The sequence below is a fragment of the Brachybacterium huguangmaarense genome, from assembly GCF_025725725.1.
Classification (GTDB): Bacteria; Actinomycetota; Actinomycetes; order Actinomycetales; family Dermabacteraceae; genus Brachybacterium; species Brachybacterium huguangmaarense.
In genome coordinates, this window is sequence record NZ_CP107020.1 from 457,767 (window position 1) to 482,812 (window position 25,046).

Consider the following 25,046-nt stretch of genomic DNA (forward strand, 5'->3'; position numbering starts at 1 on the left):
CGCCGCCGGCATGCGGCCCTCGCGCCGGCGCGCGCGTCGGCGCGAGGCCCTCGCCGGCTACCTCTTCATCAGTCCGTGGATCATCGGCTTCCTGATCTTCACCGTGGTCTCGATGTCCTACAGCCTGGGGCTGTCGTTCACGGACTACGACCTCGCGACGGACACCGCACAGTTCGTCGGCGGCTCGAACTACAGCGCCCTGGTCGACGATCCCCGCGTGCTGCGCTCGCTCGGCAACACGTTCACGTACGCGCTCATGGCCGTGCCCCTCGAGACGTGCGTGGCGCTGCTCATCGCGCTGCTCCTGAACTCCGTGCGGCGCGGGGCGGGAGTGTTCCGCACCCTCTACTACCTGCCGAAGATGACGCCGGTCGTGGCCACCGCCGCCGTCTTCCTCCTGCTGCTCAACGGCAACCAGGGCGCCATCAACCAGTTCCTCGGGATCTTCGGGATCGACGGGCCGCAGTGGCTGATCGATCCCGCCTGGGTCAAGCCCGCGATCGTCGTGATGAGCGCCTGGGGCGTGGCCGGCTCGGCCGTCATCATCCTGGCGGCGCTCAAGGCGGTTCCCGTCGAGCTGTACGAGGCGGCGGCGCTCGACGGTGCCGGCTCCCTGCGTCGCCTGTGGTCGATCACGCTGCCGATGATCTCGCCGACCCTGTTCTTCATCGTCATCACCCTGACCATCGCCTCGCTGCAGGTCTTCGACCAGGCTTACCTGCTGTTCTACCGCGACGGGTCGAGCGCCTCCACGGACGCGAGCCTGTTCTACGGCGTGTACCTGTACCAGCAGGCCTTCCAGCAGTTCAACTTCGGCCTCGCGGCGGCGATGGCGTGGGTGCTGTTCGTGATCATCATGCTGATCACGCTCGTGCAACTCACCGTCGGCCGCCGCCTGGTCCACGACGAGAGCGGGAACCTGTGATGTCGGCCCCCGGATCCAACGCCCTGCCCACCACCTCCACCACCCAGGCGCCGCCGGCGACGACGCCACCCGATGCCGACGCCGCCGCGGCGAGTCCGCGCGAGCGCAGGCCACGGCACCACCGGTCCTCGGCGCTCCGCGGACGTGGCGGCGCCGAGGTCGTTCGCTGGCTGCTCCTGCTGGCGGGGGCCGTGGTCTTCGCCTACCCGCTGCTGTGGCTGCTGTCGGCCTCGATGAAACCGCGCGGCGAGGTCTTCGACAACCGGCTCATCCCCCGCACCTTCCACCCTCAGAACTACCTCGAGGTGTGGGATCAGCTGCCGCTGCTGAGCTGGATCCTCAACTCGGTGTTCATCGCCGTCGCGGGCGCCACGCTGATCACGCTGTCGTCCTCGCTCGTGGCCTTCGGCTTCGCGTACTTCCGTTTCCCCGGGCGGCGCGTGCTGTTCGGGCTCGTGCTCGCGACGATGATGCTGCCCGGTGCGGTCACGCTCGTGCCCAACTACCTGATCTGGAAGTATCTCGGGTTCCTGGGCACCAATGTGCCGCTGTGGGGCGGGGCTCTGTTCGGCTCGGCCTTCTACATCTTCCTCATGCGCCAGTTCTACGCGGGCGTGCCGCGGTCGCTGTTCGACGCCGCCCGCGTCGACGGCTGCGGGTACTTCGGCCTGTTCCGGCGCATCGCGTTCCCGCTCACCCTGCCCAGCGCGATCATCGTGTGGCTGTTCGAGTTCCAGGCCTCGTGGAACAACTTCACGGGGGCTCTGATCTATCTGAACTTCGGCTCGGCCGAGGACTACACCGTGCCGCTCGGCATCAACTACGCGATGCAGCGCTTCTCCCCCACCGCGGGCGGGCACGGCGACTACCAATACGTGATGGTGGCGGCGCTCGTCGTCACGCTGCCGATGCTGATCCTGTTCGCCTTCGGGCAGCGCCACTTCGTGGACGGGATCACGACGGGAAGCGTGCGGGGCTGAGGCCGCGCGCCGTCCCGGTCACGACCGGTCGGGGCTCACGGCGCGTCAGGGCTCACCGCATGTCGGGACTCATGACACGTCGGGGCCCACCGCATGTCGGGGCCCACGGCATGTCGGGGCTCATCGGACTCCGCGACGCGCCAGGTCCCACGACCGGCCGAGACCCGCGACCCGCCTGGGCGCGGCGCCGTCGCCGGAGCGGGCCAAGCGCCGTCGCCGGAGCGGCCGGGCTCCGGCGACGGCGCCGGGCCGTCACTTCGCGATCTTGTCGTACTCCGCCTGGGCCGTGGCCTGGGCGTCGGTGAGCGCCTGCTGCGGGGTCTTGTCACCGTTCATCGCGGCGCCCGCAGCGTTGGCGACCGCCTCGTCGATCGTCGCCCCCACCGGGGACGCACCGCGCGAGACCGGATGGTCGAGCACGTCGTACATCGCCGTGATGCTCTGGTCGAAGTCCGCGTCACCGGTCTCGGTGACGTGCGCCTCGCGGACCGCCTGGTCGGCGGCGGGGACACCGGTGAACAGGCCCGTGTTGAAGCCGCCGTCGGTCTCGACCGTCTTCGCACGGGCGTCGCCCGCCGCGGCCCACGCCTCGTCGGAGGTCGCGTCGACGATCCACGCGCACGCCGCGGTCGGGTTCTTGGCGTTGGTCGGGATCGCGAGTGCCGAGCCTCCCGACATCGCGAACGGCTGCCCCTGGGAGTCACGCATCGGGATCGTCACGATGTCGACGTCGTCCTTCGTGCCGGCGAGCACGTTGAGGTACCACTGGCCCCAGATGCCGCCGCCGGTCGCATCGGTGACGTACTGGTTCTCGTCGCCGAACACGTCCCAGGTCTGCTTGAACGACGTCACCTCGGCATAGCCGCCCTGGGCGTCCATGAGCCGCTTGAGCCACTCCATGGCCTTCACGTTCTCGGGCGAGTCGAGGGTCGGGGCGCCGCTCTCGTCGGACTCGGCGCCACCGAAGACGTGGAACCACTGGACCATCGATCCGGGGACGTCGGGATCGAAGCCGAGCTGGATCGGCTTGCCGCCGTCGAGCTTGGCCATCTTCTCGACCGTGGAGACGAACGCCTCCGGATCCGAGGTGTCGAGCATGTCCTCGGTGACCCCGGCCTGCTCCATCAGGCGCTTGTTCATGATGATCATGCTGGGCTGGAAGAACTGCGGTGCCGCGTAGACGTCGTCGTCGACGGTCACCTCCTGGACGATGGCCGGGTACCAGTGCTTGGCGGGATCGACGCTCTGCGCGTCGAAGCACGCGTCGAGCGGCATGATGAGGTCCTTCTGGGCGTACGTCGCGATGGCCGAGCGGTCCATCTGCACGACATCGGGCACGTTGCCGGAGGCAGAGAGCGCGACGAACTTCTGCGGATCGAAGCTCGAGGTGTCCATCTGGACGTCGACATCCGAGAGCTGCTGGGCGGCATAGTCCGAGCGGGACTTGCCCACCTCGTCGTCGGGGTTGTAGCCGAGGGTCTTGAGCGTCCCGCTCGGCTCGGCGGAGAAATCGGCCTTGTCCGTGTCGCCACCGCTCTTGCCGCATCCGGCGAGGGCGATCGTGACGCAGGCGCCGGCGGCGAGCGCGCGGGCGAGAGGACGGGAGAAGAAAGAGGTGGGCGACATCGCAGCACCTTTCGGGTGAGGCCGCGGACGGCGGCGACGGGGCGAAGGGGAAGTGCTTCGGATGCTAGCCGGTCTCGACCGAGCGCGGCTCCTCCCGACCGGTAGGTCCCGGTGCGCAACCCACTGTCACCGTCCGAGGCGGGGCTGCTGAGATCTGGCGCTCCACGGCGGAGCGGCGCCTCCAGAGGGCTCGCCCGGCCGCAGACCGCCCGTTCTTCGCACCGTCCCCGTCCGTCCGCGTGGCGCCCCCGTCCGCGTGGTTCGCGTGGCTCTCCCGTCCGCGTGGCTCGCGTGCCGCCCTCGTCCGCGTGCCGCCCTCGTCCGCGCGGCGCCCCTCGCCCGTCTGCGTGGCGGCTCGCGGGACGGCCGCGCGCCGAAATCAGGCGCTCTTCTTCCCTCTCGTCGTCTTCGTGGACGTGGTCGACGACGTGCCCGCAGTCTTCTTCGACGACGCGGAACTCTTCGACGATGCGGTCTTCTTCGACGATGCAGTCTTCTTCGACGGCGCAGTCTTCTTCGTCGATGCCGTCTTCTTCGTCGTTCCCGAGCGCCTCCCTGCCCCGCCCGATGCCCCCGCCGATGACTCGCTCTTCTTCGCGCCCGCTCCCCCGCGCTTGGCGAGGCTTCCCTCGAGCGCGTCCATGAGGCTCAGCACGGTGCCGCCCGAGCCGGAGCCGCCCTTCTCGTCGCCCGGGTCGGGCTTCCGGCCGAAGGTCGCGGCGGTGTCGAGGGCATCGCCCTGTTCGAGCTTGTCGTCGATGAGCTCGCGCAGCTCCTCCTGGTACTCGTCGGTGAACTCCTCGGGATGGAAGTCGCCCGCGAACTGGTCCACGAGCGCCGCTGCCATCGTCTTCTCCTTGTCCGTGACCTTGGCCCGCGAGTTCACGGCCGGGAAGTCGACCTCACGCACGTCCTCGGGCCACCGCAGGGTCTGCAGCAGGAGGAGCTTGCCGTGCGCGCGCAGCACGCCCAGGTGGGTCTTGGAGCGCAACGTGAAGCGGACCACGGCGGTCAGCTCGCTGTCGGCGAGCGTGGACCGCAGCAGCAGGTAGGACTTGGGGGACTTGGCCACGGGCTCGAGGAAATAGGCGGTGCCCAGCAGGATCGGGTCGATCTGCTCGCCGGGCACGAACTGGACCACCTCGACCTCGTCGTTGTCCTCGGCGGGCAGGGCGTCGAGCTCCTCGTCGGTGAGGATCACCGTCTTGTCGCCGTCGTCGTAGGCCTTATCGATGTGCTCGTAGTCGATGATGCGGTTGCAGACATCGCAGCGGCGCTCGTAGCGGATCCGCCCGCCGTCGTCGTCGTGGACCTGGTGGAAGGAGACGTCGTGGGATCGGGTCGCGCTGTACAGCTTGACCGGGACCCCCACGAGGCCGAACGAGATCTCACCGCTCCAGATGGCACGCATGGCCCCATTGAACCCGCCGGCCCCGGGGCTGGCCAGGGCCGCAGGGGCGCAGCGACCGGTCGGCCGCACGGGGCGGCCCCCGGTGGGGGCGCTCGGCGGCGGCCGCACGGAGGCTGTGGCTCGGCGATGCCACCGCACCGCCTGCTCGAACCCCGAGTCACCGAGGCGTGGGCGCGCCTGCCCGGCCCGCGCGGCCCCCGCGTCAGGGAAAGGTGCGGCCTCACTGTCCCCTCGACCTGAGTCACCGAGGCGCTACCGCCCCCGCCTACTCGGCGCGTTTGTCGCGGAAGGGACGCTGGTGATGTGCACTGGCTATATAGCCACAGCACATCACCAGCGTCCCCTGCTCGACCACCGACCCCGGTACACGCACCCTCGGTGGCCCGGGCACTCCCCCACGGCTCGCCCCCCCAGCCCTCTGTCTACCTCTACCGGTCAGGCCCCTGCCCACGCCCCGTGCACCGACGCACCACCCGGCCTTGTCAGCACCCCGTGCACCACCGTGCCGCGCCCCACGCCCCACGCCCCACGCCCCAATGCACCTTCCCGCTCACCACCCACTCCTGCCACCACCCACCCCTGTCCGCGCCCCCCGTGGACCACCCGGTCGGGCAGGTGACGTGCCGTGTGTCCTGGGGCACAGTGGTGGCATGGCAGCCTCACAGCAGCAGATCGAGGTGGACGGGCACCAGCTGAAGCTCTCTCACCTCGACAAGGTGTTCTACCCGTCGACGGGCACCACGAAGGCCGAGGTCATCGACTACTATCGGCGAGTCGCCGGCGTCATGGTGCCCGAGGCCACGCGGCGCCCCGCGACGCGCAAGCGGTGGGTGGACGGGGTCGGCACCGCCGATCATCCCGGCAAGGTCTTCTTCCGCAAGGACCTCGAGGACTTCGCACCGGACTGGGTGCCGCGCGAGGACATCGAGCACAAGGAGGGCACGTCCACCTACCCGCTCATCGACGAGCCGGCCGTGCTCGTGTGGCTCGCCCAGCTCGCCGCGCTCGAGATCCACACCCCGCAGTGGCGCTTCGGCCCCCGCGGCACGGCGCACAACCCGGATCGCCTGGTGCTCGACCTCGACCCGGGCGAGGGCGCCTCCCTGGCCGACTGCGCGGAGGTCGCGTTCTGGTGCCGCGAGATCCTCGAGGGCATGGGCATGGACGCCTTCCCCGTCACGAGCGGCTCCAAGGGCATCCACCTGTACTCGCCGCTCGACGGCTCGGCCACGGCGGACGAGGTCGACGAGGTCGCCCATCGCCTCGCGGCCGCTCTCGCCGACGACCATCCCGATCGGGTGGTCAGCGAGCAGCGCAAGACCCTGCGGCGCGGCAAGGTGCTCGTCGACTGGTCGCAGAACAACGGCCACAAGACGACCGTGTGTCCCTACTCGCTGCGCGGGCGGCTGCGGCCGACGGTCGCCGCGCCGCGCACGTGGGACGAGCTCGAGGATCCCCGGCTCGCGCAGCTCGAGCTCCCGGAGGTGCTCGAGAGGGTCGAGGGCGGCGACGACCCGATCGCGGCGCTCGGCCTGCACGACAGCGGGGCGGAGGGGTCGGGTAGTTCGCACGGAGCAGACGGATCGAGCGGGTCGCGCAGGTCAGGCACGTCGCGCGGAGCAGACGGATCGAAGAAGTCGCGCAGGTCGGGCACGTCGCGCGGGTCGGGCACGTCACGCGGGTCGGGCACGTCGGGCGGAGCCCACGGCAGGCACCGGGAGGCGGCCGCGACGGCGTCGGCGTCCGAGGCCCGTGACCGGCTCGAGGTCTACCGCTCCAAGCGCGACGCGTCGAAGACCCCGGAGCCGGTCCCCGAGCAGGGCGAGCGTCCCGTCCCGAGCGACGTGCCGATGTTCGTCGTCCAGGAGCACGACGCCTCCCACCTGCACTGGGACGTCCGGCTCGAGCACGACGGCGTGCTCGTCTCGTGGGCCGTGCCCAAGGGGCCACCGCTCGAGATCGACGAGAACCGGCTGGCGGTGCAGACGGAGGACCACCCCCTGGCCTACGGCACCTTCGAGGGCACGATCCCCGAGGACGAGTACGGCGGCGGCACGGTGCGCATCTGGGACACCGGTGCGATCGAGGTCGAGAAATGGCGCGACGGCCAGGAGATCATCGTCGTCTGCCACGGCCGCGACGACGGCGGGCTGGGCGGCGTGCCGCGGCGCTTCGCGTTCATCCACACCGGTCACATGGGCGGGAAGAAGACGGCGAAGGACCAGAAGAACTGGCTCCTGCACCTCATGAAGGACCAGCCCGAGGCCGATGCCCCCGCACCGGCGCCCGTCGCGGGCCGGGCAGGGACGGCCGACGGGGCAGCACCGAGCTCCCGCGGCACCGGCCGCTCCCACGCCTCACGCCGCGCCCGCGCCTCCGAGACCTCGAACGCCTCCCGCGACACCCGTCCCGTCGACTCCGCCGACGATGCACGCCCCGCCGAGGAGCCGGGTGATGTGCCGTGGCCGCTGCCGCCCATGCTCGCGACCCTCGGCTCGCGTGCCGACATCGACGAGGACGAGTGGGCCTTCGAGATGAAGTGGGACGGGGTGCGGGCCGTGTGCGCGGTCTCGGCCGACGGCGTCGCGGTGTCCAGCCGCAGCGGCAAGGACATGACGGTCACGTTCCCCGAGCTGGCCGAGCTCACCGAGGCGGTCCACGAGGACGTGCGAGCGCGCGGCACGACGATCCTCGACGGCGAGGTGGTCACGCTCGACGCCCACGGACGGCCGTCGTTCTCCCACCTCCAGCATCGGCTCGGGCTCACGCAGGAGGCCGACGTCGAGCGGGTGCGCGAGGGCACACCCGTCACGCTCATGGTCTTCGACATCCCGTACCGCGGGGGCGAGTCCCTGCTGCGCACCCCCTACCGCGAGCGGCGGGACGCGCTGTTCGACGCCGTCTCCCCCACCGAGCACGTGCAGCTGCCGCACGCCGATCACGGCGACGTGGACCATGCCGTCGGGGTGAGCAAGGAGCTGCAGCTCGAGGGCGTGATGGCCAAGAAGGAGTCGAGCGTCTACCTCGCGGGCAAGCGCACGCACACCTGGATCAAGCTCAAGAACGAGCGCCATCAGGAGGTGGTCGTGATCGGCTGGCGCCACGGCAAGGGCGCCCGCTCGGGCGGCATCGGCTCCCTGCTGATCGCGGTTCCCGGCGACGACGGCGCGCTGCACTACGCGGGCCGCGTGGGCACGGGCTTCACCGACCGGGACCTCGACGAGATCGCCGGCACCCTGCGATCGCGGGCGCGCAAGACCCCGCCGGTCGACGACGTGCCCGCCGCGGATCGTCGCGACGCCGAGTGGGTGCGTGCGGATCTGGTGGGCGAGGTCCGCTACGCCGAGCGCACCGACGACGATCGTCTGCGCCACCCGACCTGGCGCGGCTGGCGCAGGGACAAGGAGGCGCCCGAGGTGAGCTGGGAGGGCTGAGAGCGGGGATTCCAGCGGGGGCTCGACGGACGGGCCGCGGCCCGGGCGGCTGCGTGGGCGCCGGCTCGGCCTCTGCGACGTGCCGCCTCGGCTCGAGTCCGCTGGCGGACCGTGGCGGCACCGTCAGGGTCCGCCAGCGGGCACAAGCCGCTCGGACAGCCGTGTCCCGGCGCCTCAGCAGCTCTGCGCAGCCGCCCGACCAGCTCTGAGCGGCGCCGGACCAGCCCGGCCCCGCCGCCCGACCAGGCCAGTCCCGGCACCCGACGAGCCCAGTCCCGCCGCCCGACCAGCCCAATCCCGGCACCGGACCAGCCCCGTCCCGCCGCCCGTGCCGACCCGCCCAAATCGGGGGTTCAGCCGCGGCCCATGAACGTCACATCCGTGGTCGTCGCCATCCGATGCAGAAACGCCGCCATCGCATCACGATTCACCGACACCACCGGACGAAACGTGCCATCAGGCCATCCCGTCGCAATACCCTCCCCCTTCAACCACGCCACCTCCACCGCGAACTGACCACCCACCGGCACATCCCTGAACGGCGCCGACACCGGCACATCCACCACCGGACTGCCCGCATACCGATACAAGAACGCCGCCATCGCACCCCGCTCGATCGGAGCCGTCGGACGGAACGTCCCATCCGACCAACCCCTCGCGATCCCGTTCTGATACGCCCAGATGATCGCCTCATAATGCTCCGTCTGCGGCGTCACATCCGAAAACGGCTGCGACCGCGGCACCGTCACCTTCGGCGACCCCGCCAACCGATACAGATACGCCGCCATCGCATCCCGACCCACCGGAGACACCGGACGGAACGTCCCATCCGGATACCCCCTCGCGATCCCCTCCCCCGCCAACCACATGATGTCCTCGAAGAACATCGTCCCCGACGACACGTCCGAGAACGTGAGCGCGGGCTGTCCCTCGCCGGCCTTCATGCCGACGACGAGGGGGTTGTGGTCGGAAGCGCCGTAGGGGCCGTCCTCGTAGAGGTTCACGGCGTTGTTGCGGTAGCGGCTGTACTGGGTCATCGGCGACTCGGGGCCGTTGATCGACCAGTCGGACGCCCCCGTCAGGCGCTCCATGGCCGACTCGTTGGCGAGCACGTGGTCGAGGGAGCCGACCGAGCCGCTGAAGCTGTACGACCAGCCGTCGGGGTCGAAGTGGTCGGCGACGTCGGTGTACCCCGCGTCGTAGAAGACGTGCAGCGGGTCCTCCTGGGTGTAGGCGTTGAAGTCGCCGCCCAGCAGGACGTCGTCGACGCCGAGCTCCTCCTGCGTCGTGCTCACCCAGGCGGCGAGCGCGTGCGCCTGGTTCAGGCGGGAGGTGCGGGAGTTGCCCTGGACCGGGTCGGCGGGCAGGTTCGCGTCGGCCGCGTCCTTGGAGCTCTTGGACTTGAAGTGGTTGACGACGAAGAAGAACGGCTCGCCCTGGGCGCCGGCCTCGTCGACGGGCACGAACACCTGGCCGATGGGCTCGCGTGCGTTGGAGAAGGCCGGGTCGCCGGCGAGGATCTGCGCGTCGCCGACGGGCTGCGCCTGGGCGGGCTTGTAGATGATCGCGTTGGTGATGGCGTCCTGGCCGCTGTCGACGCCGAGCCTCTCGTAGGCGGGCCCGGTGGGGATGTAGGCCCACGTGCCCTCGCCGTCGCGCTCGTTGAGGGCGTCGACCAGGGTCGCGGTGGCCTCGTCGGGGGTCTCGCCCAGGCGCGCCGAGTTCTCGATCTCCATCAGTCCGGCGACGTCGTTGCCCGAGCCGCTGATCGCCGCGACGATCTTGGTCTCCTGGCGGTCGAGGCTCGCCGCGTCCCATGCGCCGCGCAGGTCGCAGCCGCCGCGCACGTTGGTGCCCTCGCCGTCGAGGTTCGTGTACGGGGTGCAGCCGGGGGTGTCCTCCCCGAGCGTCGTGAAGTAGTTGAGCACGTTGAAGGTGCCCACCTGCAGATCGCCGCCGACGTCGCCGGGTGCATCGGTGCGCGTGTTCTCGATGTCCACGCCGTCGGTGTCGTGGGATGCCCAGGGGGTCGTGGGGTCCAGGCGCCACGAGCCGAAGGAGTAGGTGACGACGACGGGCTGGGTGAAGGTGGGGTGGGCGCCGACGCGCACGGGCTCGTCGACGGTCAGGTAGCTCATCGGCTCGGTGGGCTGGGCCTGGAAGTCGGTGGCCCTGGCGTCGTCGAGGATCACCTTCTGCGCGGCCTGCGCGGTCAGGGCGGCGGTCGCGTCGGCGCCGGGGCGCATGACGTCGCCGGGCTGGCGCAGCGGCTCGTCGCCGATGGCGAGGGTGATCTCCCCGTACTGCTGCGCGGGGTACACGTCGGTGACGGTGAAGTCGCCGGGTCCGGGCAGGTACAGCATCGACTCGAGGCTCTCGCGCTGCGCCTCGTCGGTGGGGAAGGCGGAGAGCGTGACGGGCACGACGGGGTCGAGCGCGGTCTCGGCGTCGGCGAGGCCGCTCGCGGCGACGGTGAGCTGGGTCAGCCCGTAGGACTCGGAGACCGTGCCGGTGACCTGCACGGAGTCGCCGATCGCGACGGAGCCGACGGTGGCGGGCGAGCTGATGAACAGGGCCGTCGAGGCGGGCGTGCCGGACAGGTCGAGGGCGCCGCCCGTGCCGCCGGTCTGGATGACGTAGCCGTCGAGGCCGCCCGTCGCGTACACCGCGGTCACGACACCCTCGGTCGTGACGGCCGTGCCGGCGTACGGGGAGGTCGCGCCCGTGCCCTGGATGTCGGCGATCGGCACGACGTCGCCCGGTTCGGGGTCGGGGCCCGGGTCGACGGGGCCGCCGCCGCTCGTGGACTCGGGGGTCGGGGCGCCGGCCACGAAGTCGGTGGAGTTCTCGCCGGTCGCGGCGACGCGCGAGATCGAGGTGGCGTTGGTCGTGGCGGGCGCGGGCGCCTGCCCGGAGAAGGTCGTCGCGGAGCCGCCCCAGCCGACGAGGTCGAGCACGGCGGGGTCGCTCGCGCAGGCCGTCGCGGTGCACTGCAGGGTCCCGCTCGTGTCGGACAGGGCGAAGACGCCGCCCGTGCCGCTCGCCGCGATGGTTCCCGTCGCGTCGGGCGTGGGCAGCGCCTGGGTGCCCTTGGCGCCCTGGGCCAGCTGGATGAGGTAGGTCGAGCCGGCCGGGATCGAGCCGGTCAGGCGCATCGTGTTGCCGGCGGAGAACGCGCCGGTCGCCGAGGAGTACTGGAGCGACCAGCCGTCGATCGACACGTCCTCGTCGGTGGTGTTGCGCAGCTCGACGAAGTCGTGGGTGTAGGTGGCGCCGCTGTTGCCGCCGCCCCCGTAGACCTCGTTGATGACGATGCCGCCGGGGGCGACCGTCTCGGCCAGGGCCGGGGCGGCGACGGAGGGGACGAGGACGCCGACGAGGGCGAGGGAGCCGGCGCATGCTCCGAGGCGGCGCCAGGGCGAGGGGTGGGAGGACACGGGGGCTCCTGGGGGTGGGAGGCGAGGGGGGATCGAAGCAGGGGGCGGGAGTGCCCTGGCTCTGTGAGGGGGTGGGAGTGCCCTGGGAGGGCGGGCCGGGCGAGAGGGGGGGAAGCCCGTCGTGGTCGGGCCTCGGACGGGCGCGGCGGCGTCCCCGGTCAGGGACGCCGCCGCGCCGGGGTGTCAGCGCTCCGAGAGGAACGTGATCCGCTGCTCCGCGGTCAGGCGGTAGAGGAAGGCGGCGGTCGCGTCGCGGTTCATCGAGCCCAGCGGACGGTAGGTGCCGTCGGGCCAGCCGGTCGTGATGCCCTCGGACTGCAGCCACGCGATCTCGGTCGCGAACTGGCTGTCGGCCGGGACGTCACGGAACGGCGCCGTGGTCGGACGGTCGACGTCGGGGCTGCCCGCGTAGCGGTACACGAAGGCGGCCATCGCGCCGCGCTCGATCGGCGCCGTGGGGCGGAAGGTGCGGTCGGGCCAGCCCTGCACGATGCCCTGCTGGTAGGCCCAGATGATCGCGTCGTAGTGCTCCATGCCCGGCTTGACGTCGGTGAAGGGCTGCGAACGCGGCGGGTCCACGTGGGGCGAGCCGGCGAGGCGGTACAGGTACTCGGCCATCGCATCGCGCGCGACCGGCGTGACGGGACGGAACGTGCCGTCGGGCCAGCCCGTCGTGATGCCGTTCTCGGCGAGCCACATGATCTCGTCGTGGTACATCGTGTCCGAGGTGACGTCGCTGAACCACAGCGGCACGGTCGCGCCGACGTGCACGGTCGCCGAGACGGAGGTGCCGGTGTCGGGACCGGCCGTGACGGTCACGGCGTGGTCGCCGGCCTCGGTGCCGCCGGGGAAGGTGACGGGCACGTCGGCCGCCCAGGTGCCGTCCTCGCCCTGTCGGTACGGGGCCGTGAACTGCTGGTCGCCGACCGTGACCGTGACGGTGTCGATCCGCGGCGCGCCGAGGCTCCGCGACTCGAGCTTGGTGATGTGCAGGCGGAACGGGTCCTCGCCGGTGCCGGTCGCGTCCGGGTCGGTGACCTGCACGCCCGCGCCCCGCTGGGAGTAGTCGGGGGCGAGATCCGGGTGGGCGGCGAGGTAGCCGATCCACGCGTCGCGGTCGATGAGGCCCGTGTCGGTGAGGTGGGTGCCCTCGGTGAACGCACGGAAGTTGTCACCGCCGGCGGTCAGGAAGTTCGCCGCGACCACGGTGTAGGTGGCGTCGGCCTCGAGCGGCTCCCCGTCGACCGTGACGGCGGTGATCCGCTCGCCGGTGGCGGCGGTCGGGTCGAAGGCGTAGGAGACGTTGGAGGAGAGCCCCAGGGCGAGGTACGGCCGGGAGGGCACGTTGCCGTTCTCGTCGAGCTGCCACTGCTGGTCGAGCACCTCGAGGAACTGGGCACCCGTGAGCCGGACGGTCGAGAGGTTGTTGACGAACGGCACCACGTTGTTGGCCTCGCCGTAGGTGATCACACCGTCCTCGGTCTCGCCGCCCGTCTTGGCGTAGAACAGGTCGGCGCGCACGCCGCCGGGGTTCATGACCCCGATGGTGGCCTTCTCGCCGGCGTAGGAGTCCTGCTGGGTGGCCCAGACCATCGAGTCGGCGAGCGCGTTCGACAGCGTCGAGGTCGAGGCGCGGTCGTCGCCGCGGTCGGAAGCGGTGTGCTCGGCCTGCCAGGTGCCGTCGGCGTCGTAGGCGGCACGGTCCGGCGCCCACGCGGTCGTGAGGTCCGCCGAGAGCGAGCCGACCGGTTCGGCGGCGGCGATGTCGCCCGCGGTCTTGGCCTCATCGGCGATCGCGGCGGCCGCCTGGTAGGTGGCGTCCGTCGTGCAGCCGCCGGTCGCGTCGAGCGAGGTGGGCACGAGCTTGGTCTGGGCGGGCACCGCGTCCCAGTCCCCCGAGCCGTCGACCTGCAGGGTCACCTGGCCCAGGTTCACGCCGTAGGAGCCGGTCTGCATGATCGGGCGGGTCTCGCCCGGCTCGCCGGGCACGTCGGCCAGGAACGAGTAGGTCTGGTGGGTGTGGCCGTTGAACACGACGTCGGCCTCGGGAGAGGTCTCGGTGACGATGCGGGTGAACAGGTCGCCGCCGCCCGGGTCGGTCCCGTCGGCCGCGGAGTTGGCCGAGCCCTCGTGGTACTCGACGACGAGCACGTCGTAGTCGAGCTCGCCGGCCGTCCTCTTCGCGTCGAGCTCGTCGATCGCGGCGTTGACCTCGTCGACCGGGTCGCGGAAGTCGAGGCCCGTGACGCCGCTCGGGGACACGAGCGTGGGCGTCTCCTCGGTGTCGGCGCCGACGACGGCGACCTTGACGGCGCCCGCGTCGACCACGGTGTACGGGGTCGCGGCGCGCGCGCCGTCGTCCGTGTAGACGTTCGCGGCGAGGTAGGCGAAGTCCGCTCGCGGCTCGACGCGGTCGGTGAGGTCGTCCTGCCCGCGGTCGTACTCGTGGTTGCCGAGCGCGGAGGCCTGCAGGCCGAGCGCGTTGAGGTAGTCGATCGTGGGCTCGTCGTCCTGGATGTAGGAGGCGAACTCGCTCGCACCGATGTTGTCGCCGGCCGAGAGGAACACCGAGTTGCCGGAGGCTCCCACGGCGCTGCGCTGGTTGGTCAGGGTGCACGCGAGGGGCTTGGCGTTGGAGCTGATGCGGCCGTGGAAGTCGTTGATGTTGAACAGCGTGACCTGGGTGCCGTCCACCTGGTCGGTGCCGAGCGGCCCGGCCGCGACGGCGCCGGCGCCGAGCGGCGTGAGCACCAGGCCGAGGCCGGTCACCCCGGACGCGGCGGCCCGGACGGCTCGACGGGACAGAGGAAGGGACATCTGTGTCTCCTGAGGAGGGAGGGGGCGGTCCCCGGGGAGGAGCGCCCGATGGGGCGGCGAGCGCCCGTCGCACGAGAGCCCGTCTGGTGGGATATCGCCATCGAACACGATGCCCCGGCGCTCGACGGTCCGTTCGATCACATCGAGACCGTTTCGTCACCGACTCGTCATCCGCGGGTTCCCGGGGCGTCGACGGCGTTCGCCGGCCGTCCACGTGGTCGGACAGACACCGCTTTTCGCGCTGCGCGCACGTCCGGCGCTCCCCTTTCGGGGCGAGTTCGCCTATGGTCGGGGGCGGTGACGAAGATGCCGCCGCTGTTCCCGCCCCCAACCCTCGGGCTCAGCGACACCGCCCACCCGGGCAGGCGGCGCGGCCCGTAAACGGCAGCTCGAAGGAGTCCCATGTCCGTGCCTCTGCCCGTCGATCGACACGACAGCGCCACACAACCCGCCCCGCGACGGCGGCGCACCATCCCCGCGAAGGACGGTGCGAGCTGGCCTCACGTCATCGTGGTCGGCGGCGGCTTCGCCGGGGCCAACGCGGTGATCGGCCTGCGGAACACCCGTGTGCGCATCACCCTGATCGACCGCAACATGTACAAGACGTTCCAGCCGCTGCTCTACCAGGTGGCCACGGCCGGCCTGAACCCGGGCGACGTGACGATGATGCTGCGCGGGCTCTCCCTCAAGGTGCCCAACATGCGCTACCGCCAGGGCGAGGTCATCGGGGTGGACCCCGAGCGCAAGGTGGTCCGGCTCGAGGGCGCCTCGGAGCCGCTGGAGATGTCGTACGACTACCTCGTGCTCGCCAACGGCGCGACGACGACGTTCTTCGGCACGCAGGGCGCCGAGGAGCATGCGATGCCGCTCTACACGCGCGCGCAGGCGCTGCGGGTGCGCGACCGCATCTTCGCCGAGCTCGAGCGCACGAGCCGCGCCGGCGAGGCCGACAAGCTGTGCGTGTCGATCGTCGGCGGGGGCCCGACGGGCGTCGAGATCGCGGGTGCGCTCGCGGACTTCCGTCGCCAGGAGCTCGACATCCTCTACCCGGAGATGGACCCGGGCACGCTGCTGATCCGGCTGATCCAGCGCGGCACGGACCTCATCAAGGAGTTCGAGCCGGAGTACCGCGCCTATGCCGCGCGCGAGCTCGAGGCACGCGGCGTGGAGCTGTGCCTGGGCCACGGGGTCAAGGAGGTCGGCTACGACTTCGTGCGGCTGGACGACGACTCCCTCGTCGAGTCCGACATCACCGTGTGGGCGGCGGGCGTCGCGGCCGCGAAGATCGTGCGCGAGTGGGGGCTGCCGCAGGCCAAGAGCGGGCGCATCGAGGTCGAGGACACCCTGCAGGTCAAGGGCTGCCCGGGCGTGTACGCGGCCGGCGACGTGAGCGCGCAGGACGACCCGCTGCCCCAGCTCGCCCAGCCCGCCATCCAGGCCGGGCAGCATGTCGCCAAGATGATCCACGCTGACGTGGCCGGTGGCGCCAAGGAGCCGTTCACGTACACGAACCTCGGGACGATGGCGACGATCGGCCGGCGCGCCGCGATCGCCGACATCCCCCATCTGCCGGGCCTGACGGGCACCGCGGGGTGGTTCGCGTGGCTGGGCGTGCACGTGACCAAGCTGATCGGGCACCGCAACCGGCGCGCCGTGACCATGAACCTGCTGTCGCTGTACTCCGGGACGCGCTCGACGCACCAGCCCAACCCCGTGATCGGCGAGATCGACTCCGTCGCGGCGCAGAAGGAGTTCGACCGCCTGAGCGGCGAGCGTCACTTCGGGCCCGGCCACCTGGCCTGAGGGGCGGGGGCCGGGGCGCATCAGGCGTCGGGTCGCGTCAGGGTGTCGAGCCTCGGGGCTGGCGGGCGTCGGGGCGCGTCGGGCTGGGTCTGGCGTCGGGCCGCGGCGTCGACCGGGCCGAATGCCAGCTGACGGCACCTATCCATGCTGATAGGTGCCGTCACGTGGCACTCGTCCAGACCCGCATCCGGCACACGCGCCGGCCCCCTGCGGAACTGGTCGAGCGCCAGCGCACGGCACCTATCCGTGCTGACAAGTGCCGTGCGGTGACATTCGGAGAGGCCCCCGCCGGCTCGCCCCTAGAACCGTCTCCGCGGCGGTCGGCGCCGCATCATCGCTTCGAGGTGGTCGGCGTCGGCCCGGACAGTCTCGGCCTGGTGTCGGGCTGAGGTCTGGGACGGGCGCGTTTCGCTGTCGGGCACCGCTGCGGCGGGCGCCCCGTCGCTGCTCGGCGGCGACGGCCGCGCCAGCTCGTGTGCACGTGGCGACCGCATGTCCTCGCTGCTCGCCGACGACCGCGCATCGTCGTCCCTCGCCGTTGACAACAGCACCTCGTCGCTCCGCGCCGACCGCGCATCGACATCCCTCGGCGCCGTCGGCTGTGCCTTCGCGTCGTTCGCCGCCGCCAACTGCACCTTCTCGTCGTTCGCTGCCGCTAGCCGCGCGCCCTCCCCGCTCGCCGCCGGTCGCACGCTCTCGCTGCTCGGCGCCGCCTTCCGGGCTCCCCTCTCGCCGACCTCCCCGATCCCCAGACCACCGTCCTCGTCCGTCCCGAGATCCGGTGCCGGAACCCCTGGGGGCGCGTACCGGGCCCAGGTCACGGCGTCGGCGAGGCGTCGGGCATGGGCTTTGTCGTCCTGGGTCACGGCGATCCCGCGATGGCGCACCTGGTCGACCAGGTCGACCAGCGCCTCACGGGGCGGGAGCGCCAGGTTCAACCGGACCGCCGAGGATCGCCGGCCGAGGCTCCCCCGGGCCCGAGCGATCGCTCCGCCTAGAGCGGCTGCAGGCCCCGCCCCTGTCTCCGCCCCCGAGCGTGCGCCATCCGCCGAGCGGGCGTCACCGGCCGCCCCTCCCTCGCGGCTGCCACGCCCGCCGCCCTTCGTGCCGCTACCTCCGGCCAGGGCGTCGATCTCGTCCCATGCGAGCAGCGCCGCCGCGCGGGTCGGGTCCTCCGCGGCCAGCGCCTCGCTCCACCGGCGCTCCCGGAGCACCGCGGCGCGCCGGCGCAGTCCGAGCCAGACGGCGAGCGCGACGAGCCCGACGGCGGCCAGCGCCAGCAGCACGCCCTGGATCACCTCGCGGGGGCCGACGCCCGAGTCCGCCGCAGCAGCAGCCGTCGTCGTCGGGGCCTCGGTCGGCACCTCCGGTGCGGTGCTCGCCGCGCCGGGCGGCAGCTCGGCCACGTCGGGGGAGGCGTCGTCAGCGGGCTGGTCGCCGGGCTGGGCGTAGTCGGGCAGGCTGATGCCGGTGTCGGCCGCGGCCGGGGTGGGCTCGAAGCGCACCCAGCCGTAGTCGGGTCCGAACCACACCTCGGGCCACGCGTGCGCGTTGTGGTTGGTGACCACGCGTGCGTCGCCGTCCGTGGTGCCGGCCGTGAAGCCGATGGCCACGCGCGTCGGGTAGCCGAGCGCGTCCATCATGAGCGCGAACGTCGCCGCGAACTGCTCGCAGTAGCCGCGCTTGTCCTCGAGGAACGAGGTGAGCGGGTCCGCGCCGTCGGGCGTGCGGGCCTCGAGGTCGTAGTCGTAGGTGGTGCGGAAATAGGTCTCGACAGCACGCGCGGTCTCGTAGGCGCCGACCGCTCCCGCGTCGTGGCGCACCTGCTCGGCGAGGGTGACGATCGCGGAGGGCAGTCCGAACACCGCGATGCCGTGGTCGTCGGGCCTGCCGATCTGGTCCTCGGTCACGCCGCGGAGGTCGTTCTCCCCGAACGGCCGCGCCTCGGACTGCACGGCGTAGCTGTAGTCCCGCAGGGACGCGAGGCCCCCTTCGAGCCTGAGCTCGCCGAGGGAGTCGGTCACGCCTCGCAGCGGCAGGTCGCCCGTGTCGGCCCAGCGGATGCTCTGCGGGGCGGGCAGCGCGTCGGTGTCGAGGGCGTCGACGGTGATGTCGTAGCGCGGCATGCCGTCGAGCGGCTCGTCGGCGCTGCGGCGATCGGAGAAGGACGCCTCCTGCTGCTCCGCGGTCTCGAGCCGCCCCCAGATCCCGTCGTGGTAGGAGGAGAGCGTGTGCAGGCGCAGGTATCCGGGCTCGGGGTCGTCGGTCGTGTAGCGCAGCAGCTGGGTCTCCTGCGCGCGCATCAGCTCGCGGCGCACGGAGACGGAGTCGTCGATCATGACGGGCGAGACGGAGCCGTCGCGGCCCGCCCACCGGTTCAGCGCCTCGATCGTCAGCGGGTACGGGGCGGGGACGCGCTGGGGCAGGACACCGGCGACAGTCGGTCCCACGACCAGCACGATCACGCAGGTCACGACGACGACGGCGCCCGTGCGCAGGGAGCCGAGCGCGCGGGCGCCGAGCACGAGGAGGGCGCCCGCGACGGGTCCGGCGATCGTCCACCAGGGGCCGCCGTCGGGGAACATGAGCGCCGGCGAGAGCGCGAAGGCGACGAGGCCGAGCGCCGCGAGGGTGGCCTGGCCGAGGTCGACGAACAGCAGGTCGAGGGCGAGGGCGACGAGGGCCAGCAGGAGCATGAGCACGACGACGCCGGGCGCGGCGAGGTCGACGGGCGGCTGGGAGCCGCCGAGCTGGGCGATGCCGTCGGCGATCACGGCGATCTGGGCGCCGATCGTCTCGCTCGGGGCGAGCAGCCGCGCGGGCTCGAGCGCACGGGTCACCACCTCGGTGCAGCCGACGAGCACGATCACGGCGAGCACCTGGCCGAGGGCCACGAGCGCGGGGAACCGCACGAGCGCGCGCAGGGCGGCGCCGACGCCGATCACGACGATCGCGGCCGTGGCCGTGAGGGTGAGCCACGCGGCGCCGTCGATGAGCAGCGAGAGCGGCGAGCACGCGAGCAGCATCGCGAGCAGCAGGATGAGGCTGCGCCGGGGCGCCCCCGGGGTGCGTGCGCCGAGGCGGCGTCGACCGGCGGTCCGCCGTGCCTGGGGGCGCGGCATGTCGGGCCCGCCCGACGACGATCGGTCGCGCGGGGGTGCGAGCATGTCCGGGGCGCTCATGACGCCTCCTCCGCGGCGGCCTCGAGGGCGTCGGCGACGCTCGCGCGGCGGGACGTGTGCACGAACACCCAGGAGCCGAGACGCTCGGCGCTCGCGTCGGCTCTGCCGCTCACGAGCAGGGCCAGGCGGCGCCCGGCGCGCCCGCACAGGCCCTCGAGGTCGACCACGCGGCCCCATCCGCCGACGGGGGCCACGCCCCCGTGCCCCGTCAGCTCGCGGTCGGCGGCGCGGTGGCCGCTCTCGCCGGGGCCGGCGTCGTCGGGGGCGACGACGATCGCGAGGGCCACGTCCCCGGTGGTCACGCCGCCCGCGCTGCGCCGCTCGTGGCCGCCGTCGCGCGTGAAGTCGAATCGGGCCAGGGAGACGAGGGCCTCGCGCACCTCGATCGCGTCGGTCTCGCGGGCGATCACGGAGGTGGCGGCGCGGGTGTCGATGAGGGGTTCGGCACCGGGGATCAGCGGGTCGGACTCGGCGGCGGCGTGCACGATCTCGTCGCCGCGCGCGTCGAGCACGCGCACGGCCCAGCCGCGCGAGCGCAGGAGCGACCACAGGGAGGCGGCGATCGCGACGAGCCGGTCCTCGGTGGGCAGGTCGAGGGCGCCGCGCCGGCGGCCGTCGATGATGACGACGGCGGTCTGGGAGACGGCGGGCTCGTCCTCGCGCGTCATGAGGGTGCCGACCTTCGCGCTCGCGCGCCAGTGCACGCGCCGCAGGTCGTCGCCCTCGACGTAGGGGCGGGCGAGGGGGCCGATCTCGCCGAGGCCGCTCGCGACGGCGCCGTGCGGGGTGCCGCGGCGGTCGAGGCCGGCGCGGCGGACGAGGTCGGCGTCGACCTCGTCGATGACCGGGAGGCCGATGACGGAGCCGGGCAGGTCCTGGGCGCGGCGCGCCTCGAATAGGCCGAGCACGTCGCGCACGCGGGTCTCGACGCGGCCGAGCGGGTGCACGCCGCGGCGGGCGACGGGCAGGTGATGGCCCATGGCGGGGGCGAGCGGCAGGTCGCCGGGTCCGCCGAGGTCGTCGGGCAGCTCGCAGTGCACCACGCCGCGTGCGAGCGGGAGGTGGCGCACGAGGGCGCCGGGGGCGAGCTCGAGGTCCACGCGGGCGAGGCCCGGCGCGGAGACGGCCTCGTCGCGCACGGCGCGGCGCAGACGCAGGCCGACGAGCGCGAGCGCCGTGCAGACGAGGCACAGGGCGAGGGCGACGAGCAGCAGGCCGGCGACGCCGCGAGCGGCCGCGAGGCCGGTCAGGCCGCCGAGGGCGAGCAGGAGGAGGGTCACGATCAGCAGGGCGAGGCCCCGTGCGGTGGGCCGCACCGGGAGGATCGTGCCCGTCATGCCTCAGGCCCTGACCGCGACGGAGTCGAGCACCTCGTGCAGGATCTCGCTCGCGTGGGAGCCGCGGGAGAGGGCCTGTGGAGTCAGGTGCAGGCGGTGGCGCCAGACGGGGTCGATGACGGCGCGCACGTCCTCGGGCTGCAGCCAGGTGCGGCCGTCGGCCACGGCGTGGGCCTTGGCGGCGCGCACGAGGTGGACGCCGGCACGCGGGGAGGCGCCGAGCGCGATCCGGGGGTGCTCGCGCGTGGCGCGGGCGAGGCGGACGACGTAGTCGAAGAGGCTGGGGTCGGCGTGGAGCGTGCGCACGGCCTGGATGGCAGAGGCGATCGTGGCGGGTTCGGTGACTGCGGTGATCTCATCGACGATCTCCCGTGCGCCGGGGCGCACCGGGCCACCCTGGTGGGCGAGCATGCGGGCCTCGGCGTCGGGCACCGGGTAGCCCAGGGAGATCTGGGCGGTGAAGCGGTCGCGCTGGGCCTCGGGGAGGCGGTAGGTGCCCTCCATCTCGACGGGGTTGGCGGTCGCGATCACCATGAACGGCTCCTCGAGGCCGTAGGTGGCGCCGTCGACCGTGACCTGCCGCTCCTCCATCGCCTCGAGCAGGGCGGACTGGGTCTTCGGGGAGGCGCGGTTGATCTCGTCGGCGAGCAGCACATTGGTGAACACGGCACCGGGGCGGAACTCGAAGTCGCGCGTGACCTGGTTGAAGATGCTCGCGCCGGTGATGTCGCCGGGCAGCAGGTCGGGCGTGAACTGGATACGGCGGCGCCCGGCGCCGAGCGCCGCGGCCAGGGACTTGGCCAGGATCGTCTTGCCCACCCCGGGCACGTCCTCGACGAGCAGATGGCCGCCCGCGAGCAGCACGAGCACGGTCAGCTCGATCGCCTCGCGCTTGCCCTCGACCACGGTCGCGACCTCGTCGGTGACCCGGCGGACGGTAGTGGCGATGGCCTCGGCGGCGGGGGTGTCGAGGGTGGGTGGGGTGGCCAGGTGGCCGGGCGTCGGCGCATCAGGTTCGGGCGCGGAGTGCCGTGAGGTCGGGGAGAGCGTCATCGGCGGGTGCTCCTTCGGACGGGCGTCGCGGGTGGGAGTGCGCGTCGTGCTCACGATGCGCGGGTCGGTGCCGCGGGTGCCAGTGTACGAAGGCGGGCTGGACAGAGTGGCGCGTGGCGCCGCATCGACTGTGCTCAGGGCACGCGAGTGCCGCGCCGCCGTCGACCGGTGTCTGCACGGTGCGGATCCGTGGGAGGAAAGGAACTCGGCGGGCCGGTCGGTCCGTCTCCTCCGGCATCGCCGTCACTCCCCGATGATCTCCCCCGCCGCGATCCCGTTCCCGAGCAGCCCCTCGTCCAGTCCGAGCCATCGCGCGGCCGTCGCGCCCACGTCGGCGAGCGACGCGAAACGCACCCCGCGCAACGCGGGCGTGTCGGGCCCGACCATGGCCATCACCGGCACGTACTCGCGGGGGTGGAAGTTGTGCCCGAGCGTGGGGTCGTTGCCGTGGTCGCCCGTCACGATCAGCAGGTCCTCCGGGGCCGACGCCGCCAGCATCTCCCCCACCGCCGCGCTCGCGGTCTCGAGCAGGCACGCCCACCTCTCGGCGTCCTGCAAATGCCCGGCGAGGTCCGTCTCCTGCACGATGGCGACGGCGAGGCCCGTGCCCGCCGCCTGGCGGGTGAACCTCAGGAGGAGGTCGGTGTCGACATCCGCGTTGCGCGATATCGGTCAAGGGGTCCCGACGAGACGCTCGAGCCTCCGTCGGCCCATCGAGGGTCCACCATGTGAACACGCGTGTCCCTCACGATCGAGCCCATCCAATCACCGGCTTCAGCTTTGCCAATCTCCGTCCCGTCCACCACGCGGCGCCATCTCCCCAGGTCAGCGCCCAGACGCCCGGGACACCCTTCTTCACATGGCGGTTCGTGCCGCGTATGGCGAACGCATCGAACGATGCATGGAGATCGCGAGACGGGCGCTGTTGCTCACGCCGCGTCGCCGAGGGTGAGCCGAGCGCTGTACCGTAGAGCACGCGATAGACCCGGTCAGGTGTCCCCCCATGTGGGTGCCAGGCGCACTCAGCCTGCCGGAGCGGATGCAGACTCACCCCCCGGAGCCGGGTCCGCACGTCTCACCTCTGGTGCGTTGGCACGGCACTTGTCCCAGTCCGTGCTCGCTTCAGGGGTCGCTCATGGCCTGCAGTCCCCCCGCTGCAGGAGACATGCGAGGAGTCCGCCGCTCGATGGCCACGTCACTCGAAACCGTCCCCACTGTGGCAGTGTCCCGTCGTACCCGACCGTTCCCTCCGTGGCTTGCCGTCATCACCGACGCCGCGGCCTGGTTCGCGACGCTCCTGGTGCTCACGGTCTCGCGTTACCTGCTCGCGGACGAATCCTCCGACGTGGTGTGGGGCCACGCCTTGGAGAACGTCTCCCTCGTGTCTCTGCTCGCGATAGCCCTCATGATCACTGGGGGAACGCTCACCGGCCTCTACCGCCGGCGCTATGTCGTGGGCTCCCTTGATGAGGCGCGGATGCTCTCGTTCGTCGCCTTCGGGGTCTGGCTGTTGCTCACCGTCGTCGTGCTCGCCACCCTCGCGATCCCGCGCAGCGTGGTGCTCGCGATCTTCCCCATGGCACTCCTGCTCATGGGTGGAGTGCGCCTGGTGTTCCGTCGCCTGATCGAAAACCGTATGGGCCCGGGCATCAGCGCCGTGCCCGTGCTGCTCTACGGTGCCGGAGAGCTGGGGCACTCTGTCGTCCGCCAGATGACGGTCGACCCGCTCTCCGAGTTCAAGCCGGTCGGATTCATCGACGATGACCCCTCCAAGCGCGGCTTCGTGCTCAACGGGCTTCGCGTGCTCGGCCCGGGCACCGATTTGGCACCGATCGTGGAGGCCACAGGCACCGAAGGCATCGTCATCTGCCTGAACCGCGTGGACTCGTCGTTCCTCCGCGCCGTTCACGATGAGACTGACGCGCTCGGCATCCGCATGCTCGTCTTCCCCTCGATCAACGAGGCCCTGACCCAGAAGCGGACCACATCGAGCCTGCGCGATGTCTCCGTCGACGACCTCGTCGGCCGACACCCCGCGGAGATCGATCTCTCCTCGGTCGCCGGATATCTGTCCGGCAAGCGCGTGCTCGTCACCGGCGCCGGCGGTTCGATCGGCTCCGAGCTGTGCCGACAGATCCACAAGTTCGGCCCCAGCGAGCTCTACATGCTCGATCGCGACGAGTCCGGACTGCACTCCACGCAGATCTCGATCGTCGGGCACGGCCTGCTGGACACCGACGACATGATCCTCGCCGACATCCGTGACCGGGACTCCCTCGTCGCAATCTTCCGAGACCGCCGGCCAGACGTGGTCTTCCACGCGGCCGCCCTCAAGCACCTCCCCATGCTCGAGCAGTATCCGCACGAGGCATGGAAGACGAACGTGCTGGGCACCCTGAACGTCCTCCACGCCGCACTCGACATCAACGTCGAGCGCTTCGTGAACATCTCGACCGACAAGGCGGCCGACCCGACGAGCGTGCTCGGCCACTCCAAGCGCATGGCCGAGCGCCTCACCGCGTGGGCCGCCCGGCAAGACAACGGCAGCTACGTCTCCGTGCGGTTCGGCAACGTGCTGGGTTCACGCGGTTCCATGATCCCCACCTTCCAAGCGCAGATCGAAAGGGGCGGGCCGGTCACGGTCACTCATCCCGACGTCACCCGGTACTTCATGACGATTCCTGAGGCCTGCGAGCTGGTGGTCCAGGCCGGAGCCATCGGGCAGGATGGCCAAGTCATGATCCTCGACATGGGCGAGCCCGTGCGGATCCTCGACGTGGCGCAGCGCATGATCGAGATGTCCGGCAAGGAGGTCGAAGTGATCTTCACCGGGCTGCGGACCGGCGAAAAGCTGCACGAGGACCTCTTCTCGACCAACGAGCACGTCGGCACTCGCGTACATCCCCGGATCTCCCATGCCCGGGTGCCGTCAGCAGACCCTGAGTTCATCTGCTACGAACTCTTCGATGGGGCTAGACCCCAACACGTTTAACCCCAGCGACACTGCCCGACCGACCCCCCCAAACTTCGGCACCGCCGGA

At 71.8% G+C, this 25,046-nt stretch carries 13 protein-coding genes; 5 read left to right on the forward strand and 8 right to left on the reverse strand.

Annotated elements, in window-relative coordinates:
- The first annotated feature begins 10 nt into the window (after nt 1-10).
- Nucleotides 11-925, forward strand: a complete 915-nt coding sequence (locus tag BRM3_RS02125; RefSeq protein ID WP_263595370.1) for a carbohydrate ABC transporter permease — start codon at nt 11-13, stop codon at nt 923-925.
- Nucleotides 925-1,905, forward strand: a complete 981-nt coding sequence (locus BRM3_RS02130; protein ID WP_263594464.1) for a carbohydrate ABC transporter permease — start codon at nt 925-927, stop codon at nt 1,903-1,905. The genes BRM3_RS02125 and BRM3_RS02130 overlap by 1 nt, the downstream gene beginning before the upstream one ends.
- A gap of 252 nt (nt 1,906-2,157) precedes the next feature.
- On the opposite strand, the gene BRM3_RS02135 is transcribed toward BRM3_RS02130, so the two are convergent.
- Complete coding sequence (locus BRM3_RS02135; protein ID WP_263594465.1) at nt 2,158-3,531, reverse strand: ABC transporter substrate-binding protein; 1,374 nt, start codon at nt 3,529-3,531, stop codon at nt 2,158-2,160.
- 379 nt (nt 3,532-3,910) lie between these two features.
- Nucleotides 3,911-4,942 carry a non-homologous end joining protein Ku gene (ku, locus tag BRM3_RS02140; protein WP_263594466.1) on the reverse strand — a complete coding sequence of 344 codons (1,032 nt, stop codon included), beginning with the start codon at nt 4,940-4,942 and terminating at the stop codon, nt 3,911-3,913.
- A 650-nt stretch (nt 4,943-5,592) separates the two neighbouring features.
- Between ku and BRM3_RS02145 the strand changes: the two genes are divergently transcribed.
- Entirely contained in the window at nt 5,593-8,376 is a 2,784-nt protein-coding gene (locus tag BRM3_RS02145; protein WP_263594467.1) for an ATP-dependent DNA ligase, read from the forward strand.
- A gap of 353 nt (nt 8,377-8,729) precedes the next feature.
- On the opposite strand, the gene BRM3_RS02150 is transcribed toward BRM3_RS02145, so the two are convergent.
- On the reverse strand, nt 8,730-11,813 hold the full coding sequence (locus BRM3_RS02150) for an ExeM/NucH family extracellular endonuclease (RefSeq protein ID WP_263594468.1): 3,084 nt from the start codon (nt 11,811-11,813) through the stop codon (nt 8,730-8,732).
- Nucleotides 11,814-11,996: 183 nt separating this feature from the next.
- A complete protein-coding gene (locus tag BRM3_RS02155) occupies nt 11,997-14,630 on the reverse strand; it encodes a 5'-nucleotidase C-terminal domain-containing protein (protein ID WP_263594469.1) in 2,634 nt (877 codons plus the stop codon).
- 402 nt (nt 14,631-15,032) lie between these two features.
- On the opposite strand from BRM3_RS02155, the gene BRM3_RS02160 reads away from it, so the two are divergent.
- A complete protein-coding gene (locus BRM3_RS02160) occupies nt 15,033-16,433 on the forward strand; it encodes an NAD(P)/FAD-dependent oxidoreductase (protein WP_263594470.1) in 1,401 nt (466 codons plus the stop codon).
- 299 nt (nt 16,434-16,732) lie between these two features.
- Here BRM3_RS02160 and BRM3_RS02165 read toward each other — a convergent pair whose 3' ends face one another.
- The 4 genes from BRM3_RS02165 to BRM3_RS02180 all read right to left on the reverse strand — a co-directional run bounded on the left by BRM3_RS02165 (nt 16,733) and on the right by BRM3_RS02180 (nt 22,590).
- On the reverse strand, nt 16,733-19,615 hold the full coding sequence (locus BRM3_RS02165; protein ID WP_263594471.1) for a transglutaminase domain-containing protein: 2,883 nt from the start codon (nt 19,613-19,615) through the stop codon (nt 16,733-16,735).
- Nucleotides 19,612-20,952, reverse strand: coding sequence for a DUF58 domain-containing protein (locus tag BRM3_RS02170; RefSeq protein WP_263594472.1), 1,341 nt, complete (start codon nt 20,950-20,952; stop codon nt 19,612-19,614). Before BRM3_RS02170 ends, BRM3_RS02165 begins: the two co-directional genes overlap by 4 nt.
- A gap of 3 nt (nt 20,953-20,955) precedes the next feature.
- The gene (locus tag BRM3_RS02175; protein WP_263594473.1) at nt 20,956-22,005 is read right to left on the reverse strand and encodes an AAA family ATPase; all 1,050 of its coding nucleotides are present in this window, start codon (nt 22,003-22,005) and stop codon (nt 20,956-20,958) included.
- 243 nt (nt 22,006-22,248) lie between these two features.
- On the reverse strand, nt 22,249-22,590 hold the full coding sequence (locus BRM3_RS02180; RefSeq protein WP_263594474.1) for an alkaline phosphatase family protein: 342 nt from the start codon (nt 22,588-22,590) through the stop codon (nt 22,249-22,251).
- A gap of 601 nt (nt 22,591-23,191) precedes the next feature.
- On the opposite strand from BRM3_RS02180, the gene BRM3_RS02185 reads away from it, so the two are divergent.
- Nucleotides 23,192-24,997, forward strand: a complete 1,806-nt coding sequence (locus BRM3_RS02185; RefSeq protein WP_263594475.1) for a polysaccharide biosynthesis protein — start codon at nt 23,192-23,194, stop codon at nt 24,995-24,997.
- The last annotated feature ends 49 nt before the right edge of the window (nt 24,998-25,046 follow it).